This window comes from Flavobacterium sp. YJ01 (assembly GCF_029320955.1).
Taxonomy (GTDB): Bacteria; Bacteroidota; Bacteroidia; order Flavobacteriales; family Flavobacteriaceae; genus Flavobacterium.
This window is the reverse complement of sequence record NZ_CP119757.1, coordinates 3,347,401-3,365,450: the sequence shown is the minus strand read 5'-3', so window position 1 is coordinate 3,365,450 and position 18,050 is coordinate 3,347,401. Positions and strand designations below refer to the sequence as shown.

Annotated in this window: 14 protein-coding genes; 10 read left to right on the top strand and 4 right to left on the bottom strand. The window is 32.9% G+C overall.

The window, feature by feature from the left end; genetic code table 11:
• Window positions 1-13 precede the first annotated feature (13 nt).
• Complete coding sequence (locus tag P0R33_RS14700) at window positions 14-2,002, bottom strand: ATP-binding protein (RefSeq protein ID WP_276171931.1); 1,989 nt, start codon at window positions 2,000-2,002, stop codon at window positions 14-16.
• Between the two features lie 176 nt (window positions 2,003-2,178).
• Here P0R33_RS14700 and P0R33_RS14695 point away from each other — a divergent pair, with 176 nt between their 5' ends.
• Window positions 2,179-2,577 (top strand): MmpS family transport accessory protein, encoded by a 399-nt coding sequence (locus tag P0R33_RS14695; protein WP_276171930.1) that lies wholly within the window; start codon window positions 2,179-2,181, stop codon window positions 2,575-2,577.
• Between the two features lie 394 nt (window positions 2,578-2,971).
• Here P0R33_RS14695 and P0R33_RS14690 read toward each other — a convergent pair whose 3' ends face one another.
• Entirely contained in the window at window positions 2,972-6,010 is a 3,039-nt protein-coding gene (locus P0R33_RS14690) for a class I tRNA ligase family protein (RefSeq protein WP_276171929.1), read from the bottom strand.
• Between the two features lie 189 nt (window positions 6,011-6,199).
• Here P0R33_RS14690 and P0R33_RS14685 point away from each other — a divergent pair, with 189 nt between their 5' ends.
• The 6 genes from P0R33_RS14685 (at window position 6,200) to P0R33_RS14660 (ending at window position 10,176) form a co-directional block, all read left to right on the top strand.
• Window positions 6,200-6,547 (top strand): LysR family transcriptional regulator, encoded by a 348-nt coding sequence (locus P0R33_RS14685; RefSeq protein ID WP_276171928.1) that lies wholly within the window; start codon window positions 6,200-6,202, stop codon window positions 6,545-6,547.
• Window positions 6,548-6,806: 259 nt separating this feature from the next.
• On the top strand, window positions 6,807-7,682 hold the full coding sequence (locus tag P0R33_RS14680; RefSeq protein ID WP_276171927.1) for a permease-like cell division protein FtsX: 876 nt from the start codon (window positions 6,807-6,809) through the stop codon (window positions 7,680-7,682).
• Window positions 7,683-7,773: 91 nt separating this feature from the next.
• Complete coding sequence (locus P0R33_RS14675; RefSeq protein ID WP_276171926.1) at window positions 7,774-8,028, top strand: DUF3098 domain-containing protein; 255 nt, start codon at window positions 7,774-7,776, stop codon at window positions 8,026-8,028.
• Between the two features lie 86 nt (window positions 8,029-8,114).
• Window positions 8,115-8,912, top strand: a complete 798-nt coding sequence (locus P0R33_RS14670; protein ID WP_276171925.1) for an undecaprenyl-diphosphate phosphatase — start codon at window positions 8,115-8,117, stop codon at window positions 8,910-8,912.
• Entirely contained in the window at window positions 8,912-9,607 is a 696-nt protein-coding gene (truB, locus tag P0R33_RS14665) for a tRNA pseudouridine(55) synthase TruB (RefSeq protein ID WP_276171924.1), read from the top strand. The genes P0R33_RS14670 and truB overlap by 1 nt, the downstream gene beginning before the upstream one ends.
• Before the next feature lie 8 nt (window positions 9,608-9,615).
• Entirely contained in the window at window positions 9,616-10,176 is a 561-nt protein-coding gene (locus tag P0R33_RS14660; protein ID WP_276171923.1) for a hypothetical protein, read from the top strand.
• A 357-nt stretch (window positions 10,177-10,533) separates the two neighbouring features.
• Here the strand turns inward: P0R33_RS14660 and P0R33_RS14655 are convergent, their stop codons facing one another.
• The gene (locus P0R33_RS14655) at window positions 10,534-11,151 is read right to left on the bottom strand and encodes a thioredoxin family protein (RefSeq protein ID WP_276171922.1); all 618 of its coding nucleotides are present in this window, start codon (window positions 11,149-11,151) and stop codon (window positions 10,534-10,536) included.
• A 190-nt stretch (window positions 11,152-11,341) separates the two neighbouring features.
• Between P0R33_RS14655 and pyrH the strand changes: the two genes are divergently transcribed.
• The 3 genes from pyrH to P0R33_RS14640 all read left to right on the top strand — a co-directional run bounded on the left by pyrH (window position 11,342) and on the right by P0R33_RS14640 (window position 15,378).
• Complete coding sequence (gene pyrH, locus P0R33_RS14650; RefSeq protein WP_184159517.1) at window positions 11,342-12,049, top strand: UMP kinase; 708 nt, start codon at window positions 11,342-11,344, stop codon at window positions 12,047-12,049.
• Window positions 12,050-12,201: 152 nt separating this feature from the next.
• Entirely contained in the window at window positions 12,202-12,765 is a 564-nt protein-coding gene (gene frr, locus P0R33_RS14645; RefSeq protein WP_276171921.1) for a ribosome recycling factor, read from the top strand.
• Window positions 12,766-12,882: 117 nt separating this feature from the next.
• Window positions 12,883-15,378 (top strand): DUF5686 family protein, encoded by a 2,496-nt coding sequence (locus P0R33_RS14640; protein WP_276171920.1) that lies wholly within the window; start codon window positions 12,883-12,885, stop codon window positions 15,376-15,378.
• A gap of 393 nt (window positions 15,379-15,771) precedes the next feature.
• Here P0R33_RS14640 and P0R33_RS14635 read toward each other — a convergent pair whose 3' ends face one another.
• On the bottom strand, window positions 15,772-18,042 hold the full coding sequence (locus P0R33_RS14635) for a cation:proton antiporter (RefSeq protein ID WP_276171919.1): 2,271 nt from the start codon (window positions 18,040-18,042) through the stop codon (window positions 15,772-15,774).
• Window positions 18,043-18,050 lie beyond the last annotated feature (8 nt).

The following is an 18,050-nucleotide window of genomic DNA, read 5'->3' as shown; positions in this document are numbered from 1 at the left end:
TAATAATTTGAGGTTATATTTTCAATTCTATATAAGTTGAAGTTCCTTTGTTTGGAATAGAATCGATTTCTAGTTTTCCATTCAAAAATGCCACGCGATTTTTAATATTTCTCAGCCCCATTCCGTCTCTTTTTTCTGCATGTTTAACATTAAATCCGATTCCGTTATCTTCAACCGTGATATAAAAAACATCTTTGTTTTGCGAACAGGAAATTAAAATTTGCGAAGCTTTAGCATATTTCAGCGCATTATTTAGAAGTTCTTGAATAATTCTATAAATCATGATTTTAAAATGCTGCGGAAAAGTTGATTTTTTAATTAAATACTGAAAATCAATTGTTGTTTCTGAAGTAGAATGCGAAGCACAAAGATCTTTTAAAGCGTGTTCCAGACCTAATTTCATTAAACTTTCTGGCATTAAATTTTGAGAAATATTTCGAAGCTCTTTAATCGAATCATTAAGCATTCCGTTAATATTTGAATTAATTTCTTTATTTTCTCGATCAGCAAGATTCAAATGCATTTTTAAACCCGAAAGCATACTGCCGAGTCCGTCGTGCAATTCTCTCGCAATTCTTTTTCTCTCAATTTCTTCCCCCTCAATCAAAGCATTAGAAATCGATAATTTCTGCTGATTTTCGAGCGCAGATAATTCTTGTTTATGATTGAGTTCTTTTTGAAAACTCAGTTTCTTTTGATAATTGCTATAAATCCATAAAAACAAAACCGTTAAAAACAAAAGAAAAGAAAGCACCGCAAAAAGCATCGAATTCAAACGGTTGTTGTTGCCTTGCAAAACTGCTTTTTCATTTTCAGATTGAAGCAAATTGATTTTTCTTTCGCTTTCAGCTTTTTTATATTTCGCTTCGAGTTCTACAATTTCGCTTCTCAATTTTGCATCGTTGAGACTATCGTTTACAACATTGTATTTATTCGAATAAAAATAAGCCTTTGGAAATTCTTTTGTCGCATTATAAACTTTAGACAATTCTTTATAATAGTTCTTTTTATCAACAATAAAAGGCGTTTTTTCAATTAAATATTCCAAATTGCCTTTTGCTTTATCGTAGTTTTTCAGTTTAAAAAGCACTACATATTCGGCAAATTTTAAACGGTTTATGGCAATAGCATTTTGATGATTTTCTGCCGATTTAATTCCTTTTTCAAAACTCACTAATGCTTCTTTATGTTTGTTTTGTTTAGCGAAATAAAGCCCTTCCGAATAAAAATAAGAATCGTTTAAGTTGGATTCTGGATATTTTTCTAAAATCGAATATGCTTTATCTAGAATTTCTTTAGCATCATAAAAATGTTTGAGTTCAATTAAATTTTCTGCGTTTATAATATACGTTTCCATCTTAGATTCTACCAAAGTTGGCGATTTTTTAGATGTATTTTCAATATATTTCTGCGCTTGACCTAAATATTCAGAAGCTTTTTCGCGTTCACTATTATTCATAAAAATAATTGCAACCGCCTTATTCAAAGCACTGATCAATTCATAATCGCCACTTTTTTTAGCAATCGGAATCGCTTCATTGACCAGCAATTTCATATATGCATTTTCGTTATTCTTACGTTGTTGCATAATTCCATAGTTCTGAAGAATAATAGCACGAAGTTTATACGCTTCTTTATTACGATATTTTTTGAGTTTTGAATTGGCGTCAAGCAAAGCTTTTTCAAAACCTTCCATATCTCCTTTTTCGAGAAAACTCGAAGCATTATAAAAAATGGATGCATCTTTTAAGAAAGGAAATTTCACTTTTAACCGATTGGCTTGTTCGAGATATTCTTTAGAACTTTTTGCATTCTGCGCCATTAAAAACAGTTTAGACAATCTAAAACTATTCAAACTCTTAACGCTGTCGGATTTTGTGTTTTTTGTGATTTTAACTATACTGTCAATGTAAGCAGTATCATCATCTAATGAAAGAATTACCTGAGAATTGCAAATTGAAGAAAAAAACAAAAATAATAGTAAGATGTGGATTTTATGCATGATTGGGGCATTTACTCAAAGTTATTAAAGCTTAACGACTTTCGAAACAAAATCAAACACTTTTACCTGAAATCAGGTAAGAAAAAATACATTTTATCAGGTATTGTTACCCGAATTATTAGCTTCTAACTTTGTTTAAATCAGATTTTGAATATAAATAATTAAAGAATTTACACATGAAAACACATTTAAAACAAATAATGCTAGCATTAACTCTTGTATTTACATTTGCTTCTTGCAGCAGCGATAATGACGATAATGGCTCAGTAAATAAATCAAAAGATGTAAAATATGAAGTGACTGGAAATTACACTGGAACACTTAGCGTTACCTACATGGAAGCTGCTGGCGGTGTTTTAATTGAAGATATCACTAAACTTCCTTGGACAAAAGAATTTACTGCTACTGATGCTCCAGGAGCTTCTTTAAGCGTAAGTGGTTATGGAGGAACTGTAGGACAAACTCTTACTGTAAAAACTTATATTGGCGGAAAAGTTGAAAAACAACTTACAGCGACTACTACTCAAGATGGAATTATTGTTGCCGTTTGTCCAACATATGTTTTTCCACTATAAAAATTAGGAATTAGGATTTAATTTTTTTGTTTTTGGTAAAGGAAAGCTTCGTAATCGTTACGAAGCTTCTTTTTTTATATTTCATTTGAATTCTTTTTTGAGACTTATTAAAATATATGATTTGTTCTTTAATTACAAAGAGCACAAGGTTATTTGCTCGCAAAGGCGCTAAGTCGCAAAGTCTCTTTCTCGAAATAACAAACCATACTTATTGTCAGTCTGAGCGAAGTCGAAGACCACGCACGTAACTCTACAAAGATTGGCGATTTTCTTTGCGGAGCTTCTTACTTGGTCTTCGACTTCGCTCAGACTGACAGAACTATACGTAAAAAAAAATCCCAAAGCCCAATCGTAAAATTGGAATTTGGAATTTTTATATTGAAAATTAATTTGGTTAACCAACCAAATTGATAATTTTACCAGGAACGATAATCACTTTATTTGGTGTTCTACCGTCTAATTGTTTTTGAGTTCTTTCGTCTTTCATTACAATTTCTTCGATTTGTTCTTTAGTTAAATCTAAAGGCAATTCGATTGTGAAACGCATTTTTCCGTTAAAAGAAACTGGATATTCTTTATTAGTTTCAACTAAGTGTTTTTCTTCGAAAATTGGGAAAGCAACTTCTGAAATTGAAGTTGTATGCCCTAACTGTGACCATAATTCTTCAGCAATGTGTGGCGCGTATGGCGAAACTAAAATTGCTAATGGTTCTAAGATCGCTCTTGAATGACAGTTTTGAGAAGACAATTCATTTACACAAATCATAAACTGAGAAACCGAAGTATTGAAAGAGAAATTCTCGATATCTTCAGCAACTTTTTTAATTGTTTTATGCAATGATTTTAAGTTGTCTTTTATTGGTTCGTCGTTGTTTACGATTAAACCGTTGTCATCAAAATACAATCTCCATAATTTTTTCAAGAAACCAAAAACTCCAGAAATTCCGGCAGTATTCCAAGGTTTTGCCTGCTCTAACGGACCTAAAAACATTTCGTATAAACGTAATGTATCTGCTCCATATTCAGCACAAATATCATCTGGTGTTACTACATTATAGTATGATTTCGACATTTTTTCGACTTCACGACCTACAATGTATTTCCCGTTTTCATTCAAAATAACCTCTGCGTTTTGGTATTCAGAATATAATGGATGTTTTTTAAAAGCTTCTATATCTAATTCATTAGTTACATCATTAATAACAGATAAACTAACATGAATAGGCTGAACAAATTGCGAACTCATTTCACCATTTGATAACATCTCAAGCACTTTGTTCCAATCGAAGTCAACAGGATCTACATAATTTTCATCTGAAGTCTTAACTTTCGAATTTTCGCAAATCTCTTTATATACGCTTTTAGGAATAATAAACAATTTGTTGTTTTCTCTTAATACATAAATAAAAGCACTATTCCCCAAAATCATTCCCTGATTAATCAGTTTTTTGAATGGTTCTTCAGTTGGAGCAAAACCTTTGTCTTTTAAGAATTTATTCCAGAAACGAGAATACAACAAGTGTCCTGTTGCGTGTTCACTTCCTCCAATGTATAAATCTACATTTTCCCAGTAAGCTAACGCTTCTTTACTTGCAAATTCATTTTCGTTATGCGCATCCATATAACGCATCCAATACCATGAACTTCCCGCCCAACCTGGCATTGTGTTCAATTCTAAAGGAAAAATAGAAACTTTATCAACTAAATCAGTTGCAACAACTTTATTTTGTTTTGTATCCCAAGCCCAAACTGCTGCATTTCCTAATGGCGGCAATCCGTCTTCTGTTGGTAAATATTTCTCTACTTCAGGTAAAATAATTGGCAGATGCTGTGTGTCAATCATTTTTGGCAACCCATTCACATAATAAACTGGGAACGGCTCACCCCAATAACGCTGACGAGAAAAAACAGCATCACGCAAACGGTAATTTGTTTTACCTTTTCCTTGACCGATTTCTTCTAATTTATAAATTGCTTTTGCTGTCGCATCTTTGTAATTTAATCCGTTTAAGAAATCAGAAGCTGTAATTTCAACGTTATCTTTAGATCCGTAAGCAGCTTCGGAAATATCAACATTTGCGAAGATATTTTTGATTTCCTGCATTCCGTTCTGACCTTTAAAGAAATTAGCAAAAGCGTAATCTCTTTCGTCTCCGCAAGGAACCGCCATTACAGCACCTGTTCCGTAACCTGCCAAAACATAATCACCAATCCAAACTGGAATTGCTTCTTTTGTAAATGGATGTTCAGCATAAGCTCCTGTGAAAACTCCTGAAATCGTTTTTACATCGGCCATACGTTCACGCTCAGAGCGTTTTGACGTTTTTTCGATATACGCTTCAACTGCTTCTTTTTGTTCTGGTGTTGTAATTTTAGCTACCAAATCATGTTCTGGTGCCAAAGTCATAAAAGTAACTCCAAAAATTGTATCAGGTCTTGTTGTAAAAACTTCTATAAAGTCTAAAGTCGAATGTCCAAAGTCTGAAAGTTCAGCTTGACTTTCGACTTTTGACTTTTGACTTTTGACTTTGAATTTAACCAAAGCACCAACCGATTTCCCGATCCAGTTTCTTTGAGATTCTTTGATAGACTCACTCCAATCGATATCATTTAAACCTTGAAGCAAGCGTTCGGCATAAGCAGAAATTCGCATACTCCATTGTGTCATTTTTTTTCTTATAACAGGAAAGCCTCCACGTTCTGAAACTCCGTTTACAATTTCGTCGTTTGCCAAAACAGTTCCTAAGCCTGGACACCAGTTTACTTCGGTTTCTGCCAAATACGTCATTCTGTATTGCAACAAGATTTTCTCTTTTTGATCTTCAGAATATGATTTCCATTCGTCAGCAGTAAAAATCGCAACATTATCATCACAAACTGCTTCAACCAATGCATTTCCACTTTCTTCAAAAACAACTACAAGATCTTTAATATCAAATGCTTTTCCTTGTTTTTTGCAATACCAAGAATTGAACAATTGAATAAATATCCATTGTGTATGTTTGTAATAATCAGGATTTGAAGTTCGCACTTCACGCGACCAATCAAATGAGAATCCGATTTTATCTAATTGTTTTCTGTAACCAGCAATTTGTTTTCCTTCCTTATCTACTCCACCGTCAATATTTACACGCGTTGTATCTTCTGGACGCTGACCTGTTTGAATTGCATATTGTTCTGCCGGTAATCCGAAACTATCGTATCCCATTGGATGCAAAACATTGAAACCTTGATGTCTTTTGAAACGAGAATACACATCTGAAGCTATATAACCCAGCGGATGTCCTACGTGCAGTCCTGCTCCAGATGGATAAGGAAACATATCGAGAACATAATGTTTCGGTTTTTCAGAGTTATTCTTTGCTGCAAAAGTTTGATTTTCTGCCCAATATTTTTGCCATTTGGCTTCAATTTCGTTTGGATTGTATTTCATCTTAAAGGTTCAAAGTTGCAAAGTGACAAAGGTCCAAAGATTTTCTCACTTTAATGAATTATCGCGCAAATTTACATTTATTGTTGCTTGTTCCAAAGCTATTTCGTTGACAAACAAATAAATTTACTTTTTACGTATTATTGATTAAGTAAAAATACGTATTATTGTAATTAAAAAATACTTATTTTGATGATTGAAAATAAGAAATATAAGGTTGAAGTTCGTGTTTGGATTGAAGAAACTGAAGGCGCTTTTTTGGGAATTGGAAAAATCTGGCTGCTCGAAAATATCCGAAAAACGGGATCTATTACCAACGCTGCAAAAGAAATGAAAATGGCGTATCGTCAGGCTTGGCAATTGGTTGAAGAAATGAATCAGCGTGCTGAATCTCCTTTGGTCGAAAAACTTCTCGGCGGAAAAGGCGGCGGTGGCGCTCGATTGACCGAAGCGGGAGAAAAAGCAATTTCTGTTTTTTATGAAGTTGAAAATCGAATTAAAGAATTTGCCGAAAAAGAAACTCAGAATCTGAAGTTTTAACATTTAAATTTAACCGCAAAGTTCGCAAGGTTTTTATTTAACAATGCGAGAACAAAACGCAAAGTTCGCAAAGCTTTATCCATACTTAGCTTTGCGAACTTTGCGTTAATAACATAAAGCATTAAAAAATCTTTGCGTACTTTGCGGTTAAATCAACTTTTTATTTCTTATCTAATTGTACATTTATAGTATAAAAGTTCGTTAATAACTTTAAATAAAGAAATTCTTTATTATTTTTACCACATAATTTTAGCAAACTATGAGTTCTAACTTTGATAAATTTCAAAAGCGCAGGTTAATTTCCTCTTATTTTTCGGTAGTATTAAGTGTTTTCTTGGTTTTATTCCTTTTAGGAGTACTAGGATTATTCATTATTAATTCTAAAAAACTGGCAGACGATTTTAAAGAAAAAATCGCGATGACTGTTTTCTTCAAAAATGAAGCAAATGACAGCGTTGTTAAAGCCTTTAATACAGAACTAAAAAGAGCGCCATTTGCACTTTCTTATGTGTATGTGTCTAAAGAAAAAGCTGCTAAAGAACACACAGATATTATCGGAGAAGATTTTTTAACCTTTTTGGGAGAAAATCCATTGTTGAATTCGTACGATATTCACTTAAAAGCAGATTATGTTGAAAGAGACAGTATCGTGAAAATCGAAAACCGTTTCCGTAAAAACGCAATGGTTTCTGATATTGTTTACGACAAACAATTGGTAAATCTTGTAAACGACAACATCAGAAAAGTAAGTATGTGGATTTTGATTATCAGCGGATTTTTAACTGTAATTGCTGTTTTATTAATTAATAGTTCATTACGTTTATCAATACATTCTAATCGATTTATTATCAAAACGATGCAAATGGTTGGAGCTACAAAAGCGTTTATCCGTAAACCATTCGTAACTAGAAGCGTAAAATTAGGAATGTTGGGCGCTGGATTGGCCATTATTGCTTTGATTGCACTTTTACTTTATGTAGAAAGTAATTTCCCAGGTTTAGGAATTTTAGAAGATAAAGCCTTAATCGGATTGGTTTTATTAGCCGTTTTCGGATTGGGAGTTTTAATTACTTGGGTAAGCACGCATTTTGCAACACAACGTTTCTTGAATTTAAGAACTGACGATCTTTATTAATATTCTAGATTTCAGATTGTAGATTTTAGACTTTTTTAAAAAACTCATATAAAACAGAGGATTAGATTGCTTCGTTCCTCGCAATGACAAAATGAAAAACAACAACAATAACATAGAACAACAGCCAAAACAGGAATTCCTTTTTGACAGCATCAATTATAAAATCCTTTTAATTGGTATTGCCGTAATTGCTTTAGGATTTATTTTAATGTCTGGAGGAGGAAGTAAAGATCCAAATGTTTTTAACGAAGAAATTTTCAATTTTAGACGTATTCGTTTAGCGCCAACAACTGTTTTAATCGGTTTCGGAATCACGATTTATTCTATTTTCAAAAAATCTAAATAAATAGATTTAAAGGTTTTCAATTGGAAAGACTTGAGCGCAGCGAAAGGAACAATCTGAAATCTAAAATCTAAAATCTAAAATTCTAAATGAACACATTACAAGCTATTGTTCTTGCCATTATTGAAGGAATTACAGAATTTTTACCTGTTTCTTCAACTGGACACATGATTATTGCCTCTTCTTTTTTTGGAATCGCACACGACGATTTCACTAAACTTTTTACCATCGTAATTCAGCTTGGCGCGATACTTTCGGTTGTAATTTTATACTTCAAACGTTTCTTTCAAACTTTTGATTTTTACTTTAAACTTTTAGTTGCTTTTATTCCTGCCGTAGTTTTAGGATTATTATTAAGTGATTTTATTGACGGTTTATTAGAAAATCCAGTTACAGTTGCTGTTTCGCTTTTAATTGGAGGAATCATTTTATTGAAAGTTGACGAATGGTTCAACAAACCAAACGATCCAGAAGTTTCTACTGAAATTACGTATGCAAAAGCATTCAAAATTGGACTATTTCAATGTCTTGCGATGATTCCTGGAGTTTCTCGAAGCGGCGCTAGTATTGTTGGCGGAATGTCTCAAAAATTGACTAGAACTTCTGCAGCAGAATTTTCATTTTTCTTGGCCGTTCCAACTATGTTAGGAGCAACTGCAAAAAAATGCTACGATTATTATAAAGCAGGATTTGAATTGTCTCACGATCAAATAAACATGCTTGTAATTGGAAATATCGTTGCTTTTATTGTAGCCCTTTTGGCCATTAAAACTTTCATCGGATTTTTAACTAAAAACGGTTTCAAAGTTTTTGGTTATTACCGAATCCTTGCTGGAATCATTTTATTATTGATTCACTTTTTCATTCATCCGCTTACCATTATCTAATGACACCTGAAGAATATTTAAACGGACAAGTTTTATTGATTGACAAACCATTAAAATGGAGTTCGTTTCAAGCTGTCAATAAATTAAAATACCTTTTAATTAATAAAGTTGGACTTCCAAAAAAGTTCAAAATTGGTCACGCAGGAACTTTAGATCCTTTAGCAACTGGACTTTTATTAATTTGTACTGGAAAATTCACCAAAAGAATTTCTGAACTTCAAGGTCAGGCAAAAGAATATACTGGGACTTTTTACATCGGAGCCACTACTCCATCTTATGATTTGGAAACTGAAATCGATCAAACTTTCCCAACTGATCATATTGACGAAGCTTTGATTCACGAAACAGTAAAACAATTTTTAGGCGAAATTGATCAAAAACCGCCTATTTTTTCTGCAATCAAAAAAGACGGTGTTCGTTTGTACGAACACGCGCGCGCTGGAGAAACTGTAGAAATTGCAAGTAGAAAAACCACTATTCATGAATTTGAAATTACTCGAATTGCATTGCCAGAAGTAGATTTTAGAGTGGTTTGCTCTAAAGGCACTTACATTCGTTCTCTTGCTTACGATTTTGGAAAAGCAATGAATTCTGGTTCACATTTAACTGTTTTACGCCGAACGAAAATTGGCGAATACGATGTTAAAAATGCAATCGATATTACTTTATTTGAAGAAGAACTCCTAAAAAAATAAAATCTTGTATGAAAAGAATTTTACTGACTATTGCATTTATTTCATTCTTTAATTCATTTGTTCACGGTCAAGTAACCAAATTCACATACACACAATTTGATTTTGCAGTTTCTATAACAGGAAATCAAGATCGAGATGACTCTTATTATTATCCCGAAACAACTTCTTCAAATGCCTTTTTGGTTCCGAATGGTTTAGGATCAAAAATTGGGTGTGGAGTTCATTATCGAAAATGGCTTACTTTCGGAATTCATAGTGGAATTGACTATAAATGGGACGACAAACTTGTCGCAGTTCCTGTATATCTAAATTTCGGATTAAGTCCAAAAGTTGGCCCAGAAACCAGAATAATGCTACAAGCTGGATACGGAAAAGGTTTTGCCTTAGGCCGCGGCAACTTAAATGGAGAATACAAAAAGATAAAACTCGGAATTGGTAATGATGATTTTATCCTTTTTGCAGAAATCAGTGATTATGGTTTTCGCCTTTACGACCAAAAAAGCATAGGAAGTATTTCTTTTGGAGTAACCTTAACGGATTTCTTTAGCTTCAATTCTCAAGAAGACTAATTTTCTTTTTAAAAAATAAAAAAGCACATTACTTTTTTTATGGAGTAATGTGCCGTGTTTCCTAAAGTCGATAAGTAAAATTATTTCATACTTATTTCCTTGAGTTAATAGTGAGGCACATTTTTTCCTCCAAATAAAAATTGAGAGAAGAAATCATAAAACCTTTCGAATAACTTTTTCATAATAGTGTACTTTTTAAGTGTTAAACATTAAATAAACACCAATAAAAAGAGTAAATCAGAAAGTTATAATAGAAGTGGGTTAGCAATACTAAATTACACAATTAAACCCAAAATAAAAAGTCTTTAAGATAATTTTATCAACCAAATTATTTGTTTATCAACATATTAAGCAAATTTAAAGTCGATTATACTTAATATTTTCCATAATTTCCAGCAATTCTTCCTGAACAGAAATTCCTTTGTCTGCCAAATACCATAATTGCAAATCTGTTTTTATTTTTTCGTCAATCGGACCGACTTCTCTTTTGTGTTTTGCCATTAATTCTGAAGCTCCTTTTGGTCTTGGTCCCCAATCTGTACGAACAATTCCTGCTTCTTTACAAATAACAATTACTTTTGGAATTGCTCTTCCGCCATTCGTTAAATAATGACTCATTAAATCCTCATTTTCATCTCGAAATGCAATTCTTAAGTCTATTTTTTTATTTGAAGCCAAAGCCATTTTATTCAAAATCGGAAGAATCTGCGCAGCATCTCCGCACCAGCCTTCAGAAAGAACGAGCCAAATGTAATGATTGTCTAAGTTTTGAAGTTTAGCCGCAACATCATCAGAAATCGTGATTGTTTTTTCCAAACGGTTCATTCTAGCTTCATTCAATTTAGAATAATTGGTCAAACTTTCCGATTGTTCATTTCCAGTTGATTTTCCTTCGAATAATAAATCGGTTACAATTTTTCTATATTCAACATACGAATGACTATTGAATAGTCCTTTGGCTACGATGCTTTTCATATTTTTAATTTTTAGGATATATAAAAATACGAAATTTAGAAAGATGTAGAAATGACAATTATCACATTAGAAAAAAATAACATTTGAGATCTTTATTAATCTAAATTCATAACCACGATTAATTTTTTGCAAACATTATTTTTAAAAATCAGAATATGTCTATATTTGCACAAATTAACGCGACACACACATGAAATATAAAAGAATTCTTCTAAAACTTAGCGGCGAAGCGCTGATGGGTGATTTACAATACGGTATAGACCCGAAAAGACTAGCCGAATATGCAGATGAAATCAAGCAGATCCACGATAAAGGCGTAGAAATTGCCATCGTTATTGGAGGAGGAAATATATTTAGAGGCGTTGCTGGGGCAAGTGCTGGTATGGACAGAGTGCAAGGAGATTACATGGGAATGCTTGCTACTGTCATCAACGGAATGGCATTACAAGGCGCTCTTGAAGATAAAGGAATGAAAACTCGTCTTCAAACGGCGCTAAAAATGGAATCTATTGCAGAACCATACATCAAAAGAAGAGCTGACCGTCACCTTGAAAAAGGGAGAATTGTAATTTTTGGTGCAGGAACTGGAAACCCTTATTTTACAACGGACACAGCAGCAGTTTTAAGAGGAATTGAAATTAATGCTGATGTTATCCTTAAAGGAACTCGTGTTGACGGTGTTTACGATTCTGATCCAGAGAAAAACGCTTCGGCAGTAAAATTTGATCTTATTACTTTTGATGATGTTCTGAAAAAAGGATTAAATGTTATGGATACAACTGCATTTACTTTAAGCCAAGAAAACAAATTGCCAATCGTTGTTTTTGATATGAATAAAATCGGAAATCTTTTGAAAATTTGTGACGGTGAAAACATCGGAACTGTAGTACATATATAGACTACCTTAGATTATTAGAAGATTGGACAAATATCAATCTTTATAATTTTCAAAAAAGAATAGAAAACCAAAATAACACTAGATAGTAAATTAGAAGAGTCAATTTTTAAGTCTAAAAATCTAATCTTCTAAAAATCTAAAAATCTAAAAAAATGACTGAAGAAATAGACTTTATTTTAGAAAGTACTGAAGAATCTATGAACGGTACTATTGCACACTTAGAGAAAGAATTTCTTAATATTCGTGCAGGAAAAGCTTCTCCAGCTATGCTTGGAGGTGTATTTGTAGATTATTACGGGTCTCAAACACCACTTTCTCAAGTATCTAAAATTAGTGTTCCAGATGCTAGAACAATTACATTACAGCCATTTGAAAAAAATATGCTGCAAGCAATTGAAAAAGCAATCTTAATCGCAAACATTGGTTTTAACCCAATGAATAATGGAGACATGGTAATTATCAGTGTTCCGCCATTAACAGAAGAGCGTCGTCGTGATTTAGCAAAACAAGCAAAATCTGAAGCTGAAGATGCTAAAATTGGTATTCGTAACTCTCGTAAAGATGCTAATACTGATATTAAAAAACTAGAAAAAGAAGGAACTTCAGAAGATGTTTGCAAATCTGCAGAAGAAGAAGTTCAAAACTTAACAAACGCTTACATTAAAAAAATCGATGAATTATTGGTTGCGAAAGAAGCCGAAATCATGAAAGTTTAAGTAAGATTTGTGATAAAATAAAAATCCGTTTGGTTTATTTGCCAGACGGATTTTTTTATTCCTACTTTTGCATACGAAAATTAAAATCTTTTCGTTTTTGAAACTATATCATTCTGTATGAAGCTATTTTGTTTTTTGACTTTGTTTTTTACGCTTACACTTCAAGCGCAAATTCAAATAAACGGAATCATAACCGATTCGAACAATAAACCTCTTCCGTTTGCCACGATTACGACTTCTGAAAACAACAACACTATTACAGATGTTGATGGAAAGTTTATTTTTAAAATCAGTTCATCTGCAAATACACTTACTATATCTTATATTGGTTTTAAGACTAAAACTATTGCTTTATTAAACGGCAAAACTTTTTATGCAGTTTCTCTTGCACAGCAAACAGATGATTTAAAAGAAGTTGTTGTTTCTAATGAAAATCCGGCATTAACGATAATCAAAAAAGTTATTGCAAACAAATCGCTCAATGATCCGCAGAAGAAACTCAATAATTTTGAATACAAAACGTATAACAAACTTATTGTAACTGCCAATCCAGATTCGATAGACGGTCGAATAGATTCTAGTGCATCATATAAAAATCTGGATAAAAAAATCATCAATATTGATTCTTCCGATTATAAATTCAAAGAAATTGTAAGCAAACAGCATTTGTTTCAGACAGAGAAAGTTTCGCAATATCAATTCGCAAACAATAAATTAAAGGAAACCGTTCTTGGAACTAAAATAGCTGGTTTTAAACAGCCCATTTATGAAGTTCTCGCATTCAACTTACAATCTATTTCTATTTACGATCCGAAATATGAATTGTTTGAAACCAAATACGAAAACCCAATTGCAGCTAGCGCTCCTTCAAGTTACAATTACAAATTATTGGATACAGTAAGCATTCGCGGACGCGATACTTACATGATTTATTTCAAAAACAAATCGAAACGAAAATCATCTGGTTTAGAAGGTGTTTTATATATTGATAAAGAAAATTTTGCTGTTGCAAAAGCTGTAATGCGTGTTAAAGGCGTTTTGGATATTAGCGGAATTCATGAATTTGAATATAATCCGAAAGAGAAAATATGGTTTCAAAGCAATACAACTTTCAAAATTGTAAAAGGAAAAAATGATGACGACATTAGAATTTTGGGCGGAACGATTCAGTTTGATGGTGACGTTGAAGAGAATTTCGAACCTAGAAAAAAAGTTGCTTCTGATTTTACTTATTTAATTTCTGAGAGTAATAGCTTTGATATTCGTGTCAACACCAACAATCCGATAAAAAATCCATCGCTTTATATCGAAATTAAAGACGATGCAGCAAAAAAACCAGAAAACTTCTGGGAAGCCTATCGTAAAGAAAATCTTGACTTAAAAAGCCAGAAAACGTATTTATTGCTAGACAGTCTTTCTGTTAGCAATCGAATTGAGAAACGTTTAGGAATTGGCCGTAAAATCATTAATGGCTTTTATCCGATTGGTCCGATTGATTTGGATTTAAAGAAAATCATCAGTTATAACAATTATGAAGGATTCCGACTTGGATTGGGCGGAATTACAAACGATCGTCTGTCTAAAAATTTCAGAATTGAAGGTTACGGCGCTTACGGAACAAAAGATGGTGTTTTTAAATACAGCGTTGGTTCTGGAGTTTTATTGGATAAATATACCAATACGTGGCTTAACGGATATTATACCGATGATGTTCGAGAAATTGCAAGTACCGTTTTTGCCGTTGATAAACGTGTTTTCAAAATTTACGATCCGCGACCGATTAACATTAGTACTTTCTACCATTATACAGGTTGGAAAGCCAATGTTCAGACGAAAATTATTCCGAAAACGGAAGCTATTTTTGAATTTGCAAGAACATACATTGAACCAAAATTTGATTATCTTTTTAATTATAACGGACAATTGTATTCTGATTATATAATGACAACAGCGATGGCTTCTATTGTTTGGGCGCCATTTAGCGATTTTATGCAGACTCCGACAGGAAGAACAGAATCTGACAAAAGATTTCCGAGATTTACTTTTCAGTTTACGCAATCATTGCCAGATGTTTTAGATAATGACTTTAAATTCAGCAAAATCGATTTTAAAACAGAATACGAGAAAAAATATCTAAACGGTCAAAAAACAAGTTTGCTTTTGCAAGCTGGTTATGCGACTGGAGATGTTCCGATTACGCATTTGTACAATACGATGCCGAATAACTTGACAAAAGAAACTGTTATTCAGCGTATTACTTTTGCAGGAAGAAACAGTTTTGAAACCATGTTTTTTAATGAATTTTTCTCTAGTCAATATGTGTTTTTCCAAATTAAACATGGCTTTGATCGAATTAAAGTCATGAAAAAAGTCCGTCCTTCTTTGGTTTTGGTAACAAGAATGGCTTGGGGGCATATGGAAAATCCAGAACAGCATGTTGGACCAGATTATAAAACGCTGGATAAAGGTTTCTTTGAGTCGGGAATTGAATTAAATAAGATTTTCAAAGGTTTTGGTTTGGGCGGATTCTATCGTTATGGACCAAATCAGCTTTTGAAATTTGAAGATAATATTGCGGTTAAGATTTCTTATGTTCTTGATTTAGGGCTTTAATTTTTATTGAGATTTTAACGCAAAGCGTACAATCCCGATAGCTATCGGGATTCGCAAAGGTCTCTAAAGCTAATTTTAGGAAATAAATTTTGATGAGAGCGCAAAGCTATTACATCTTTTGTCCTTCTGAGCGATCCCGAGGCTTCGGGATAAGGATCTTTCAATAATTCTACAAAGAAAATCTACAATTTTTACTTTTAGTCAAAGTTTGTCATTTCGAGGAACGAGAAATCACACTCGCATATTGACAAAGATTGAAAACAATATACTTTACGAAATTTCTAGTGTGATTTCTCCCTTCGGTCGAAATGACAAACTAGACGAATTATAGAAAAAATAAAATCCCAAATTCAAACAAGAATTTGGGATTTTTTATATGAAATTTCTAAAACTTTACGGTTTCAAGATCAAAACCGAAGGCGTATTGTTCAACCATGTACTTTGAGATTCGATTAGTTTTTTCCAACTGTCTAAACTGATAATCATTAAATCTTGACCGTCTAAAAACTCTTTTTTAATTGTTCTGTCATTCATAATCATAATATGATTAGGAGCAATCTGTTCTATAGATCGAATCGTTTCCTGAATATCTCTGGTATTTTTAACTTCACCGCTAGCATCTAAAACTGTAATTTGCGAACCATTATTATTGATTAATTTTTTAGCATAATCTATTAAAAACGCATCTTCTTTACTGAACATAGGAATAAAAACCTGATTTATTTCTTCTAAATCTTTATCGATAAGAATACCGACCGGCATTTTAGTTTTTGCAATAATATGACGGGTTCTTTCATCAAAAGGATTATTTTCAAACAAACCTTCTTTTCCTGTAAACTTATCAATTAGACGATCTGGATTTACAATTCGGGTTGTAAATCCAAGAATTTTTCCAAGAAGAGTTCCGTCAAAAATAGATTGTCCTAAACCAATCAATAACAAGTCATATTCTCCATTATTTGCCGAATCAATAATATCAGTATCAATATCATTAGAAACTTTAAACAGACTCACAACATTCTGATTCAAACGATTAGATTCTTCTATAACTGGAACTAACATTTTTCGTTCATGATCTTTTACATCAAAAGAGTGAATTTCTGTACTTAATGATAAATGCATTGCAGTTACAATCGAATTGTCTGGCTGTTTTTTAACCAAACTGTTCGCAATCTGAAGCAGTTTTTTTCCTCTTTCTGGAGTCGCAAACGAAAGCAGAATTTTGTATTTGCTCTTATTTCCAATTTCCTGAGGCACGGCAGTTTCTTTATCTTTAAAAATAAATCCGATAAAATCTAAAGCTGGACCTGTCATAAAAGTGGTAATCAAAGCCATAATAACCATCATGGTAAAAATCTCCGTAGACAAAACGCCAAGATCATAACCAATATTCAAAACTACAAGTTCCATTAATCCGCGAGTATTCATAAGGGCTCCGATAGACAAACTATCTTTCCAGTTTTGCCCAACAAATTTTGCAGCTAGAGCACTTCCAAAGAATTTACCTGCAACAGCAACAGCAATAATTAATCCTGTTATTTTCCATAATTCAGGATCATTCAGCAAGCCAATTTGTGTTCGCAAACCTGTAAATACGAAAAATAATGGTAATAAAACGATAATAGCAACATCTTCTACTTTTTCGATAAATATATTTCTGAATTTACTGTTTTCTGGCATAATTGCTCCCGCCAAGAAAGCTCCGAATAAAGCGTGAATTCCGATTAATTCTGAAGCATAAGCCGAAATTAAAAGTGTAATAAAGAAAATCGCAACAACTGGTTTATTCAAACTTTCACGAGTTGCATTTAAATCTCCAACACGTTTCAAGAACGGACGAACGATTTTCAGCATTACAATTACATACAGAATCGCCAAACCAATAACGTATAATGAACTGGTAAACGAACCCGCTTTTACAATAGCAATTACAACTGCTAGAATACACCAAGCCGTAATATCATCGGCAGCGGCACAAGTAATGGCAATAGTACCGAGTTTTGTTTTCTGCATTCCTCTTTCCTGAACAATTCTGGCTAAAACCGGAAAAGCAGTTATACTCATGGCAATTCCCATAAATAATCCGAAAGAAGAAAATTCAACACCAATTGGGGCAAAAGTGTGGTATATAAAATAGGCTAAACTTAATCCTAATGCGAAAGGAATTACAATACTGGCGTGACTAATAACAACAGCATCATGCGCTTTATTTTTTAGCACTTTAAGATCCAATTCCATTCCGATAACAAACATGAAAAGAATCAAACCAATCTGGCTTAAAAATTGCAAGTTCCCTAAAGATTCTTTTGGAAATAAAGCGGCTGAAAATTCTGGAAAATACATTCCGACCAAAGATGGTCCTAAAACAATCCCTGCAATCATTTCACCAATTACAGACGGTTGACCAATTTTTCTAAAAAACCATCCAAATAAACGGGCAACTAAAATGATGGTTACGATCTGTGCCAATAAAATGGCTAAAGGATGCTGTAAATTATGAACCATAGAATCTAGAAAATCATTCCAATGGTTGCTTTCGATTTGTTTTTTAACGATGTTTCGTCCCGCTTCTAATGCGACACCTTTTGAAATTACCCAATAAATCAGCGCTGTAAAACCGCCAATAATTGTAATGTAAAATACAGAGTTTTTAATGTTATTCATAACTCGTT

Excerpts from the sequence above, each read along its gene's own strand:
- pyrH (WP_184159517.1), top strand. The coding sequence starts at position 11,342 with ATGAAATATAAAAGAATTCTTCTAAAACTTAGCGGCGAAGCGCTGATG.
- P0R33_RS14690 (WP_276171929.1), bottom strand. The coding sequence starts at position 6,010 with ATGAAATACAATCCAAACGAAATTGAAGCCAAATGGCAAAAATATTGG.
- P0R33_RS14680 (WP_276171927.1), top strand. The coding sequence starts at position 6,807 with ATGAGTTCTAACTTTGATAAATTTCAAAAGCGCAGGTTAATTTCCTCT.
- truB (WP_276171924.1), top strand. The coding sequence starts at position 8,912 with ATGACACCTGAAGAATATTTAAACGGACAAGTTTTATTGATTGACAAA.
- P0R33_RS14685 (WP_276171928.1), top strand. The coding sequence starts at position 6,200 with ATGATTGAAAATAAGAAATATAAGGTTGAAGTTCGTGTTTGGATTGAA.
- P0R33_RS14640 (WP_276171920.1), top strand. The coding sequence starts at position 12,883 with ATGAAGCTATTTTGTTTTTTGACTTTGTTTTTTACGCTTACACTTCAA.
- P0R33_RS14655 (WP_276171922.1), bottom strand. The coding sequence starts at position 11,151 with ATGAAAAGCATCGTAGCCAAAGGACTATTCAATAGTCATTCGTATGTT.
- P0R33_RS14660 (WP_276171923.1), top strand. The coding sequence starts at position 9,616 with ATGAAAAGAATTTTACTGACTATTGCATTTATTTCATTCTTTAATTCA.
- P0R33_RS14700 (WP_276171931.1), bottom strand. The coding sequence starts at position 2,002 with ATGCATAAAATCCACATCTTACTATTATTTTTGTTTTTTTCTTCAATT.
- frr (WP_276171921.1), top strand. The coding sequence starts at position 12,202 with ATGACTGAAGAAATAGACTTTATTTTAGAAAGTACTGAAGAATCTATG.
- P0R33_RS14670 (WP_276171925.1), top strand. The coding sequence starts at position 8,115 with ATGAACACATTACAAGCTATTGTTCTTGCCATTATTGAAGGAATTACA.
- P0R33_RS14695 (WP_276171930.1), top strand. The coding sequence starts at position 2,179 with ATGAAAACACATTTAAAACAAATAATGCTAGCATTAACTCTTGTATTT.
- P0R33_RS14635 (WP_276171919.1), bottom strand. The coding sequence starts at position 18,042 with ATGAATAACATTAAAAACTCTGTATTTTACATTACAATTATTGGCGGT.
- P0R33_RS14675 (WP_276171926.1), top strand. The coding sequence starts at position 7,774 with ATGAAAAACAACAACAATAACATAGAACAACAGCCAAAACAGGAATTC.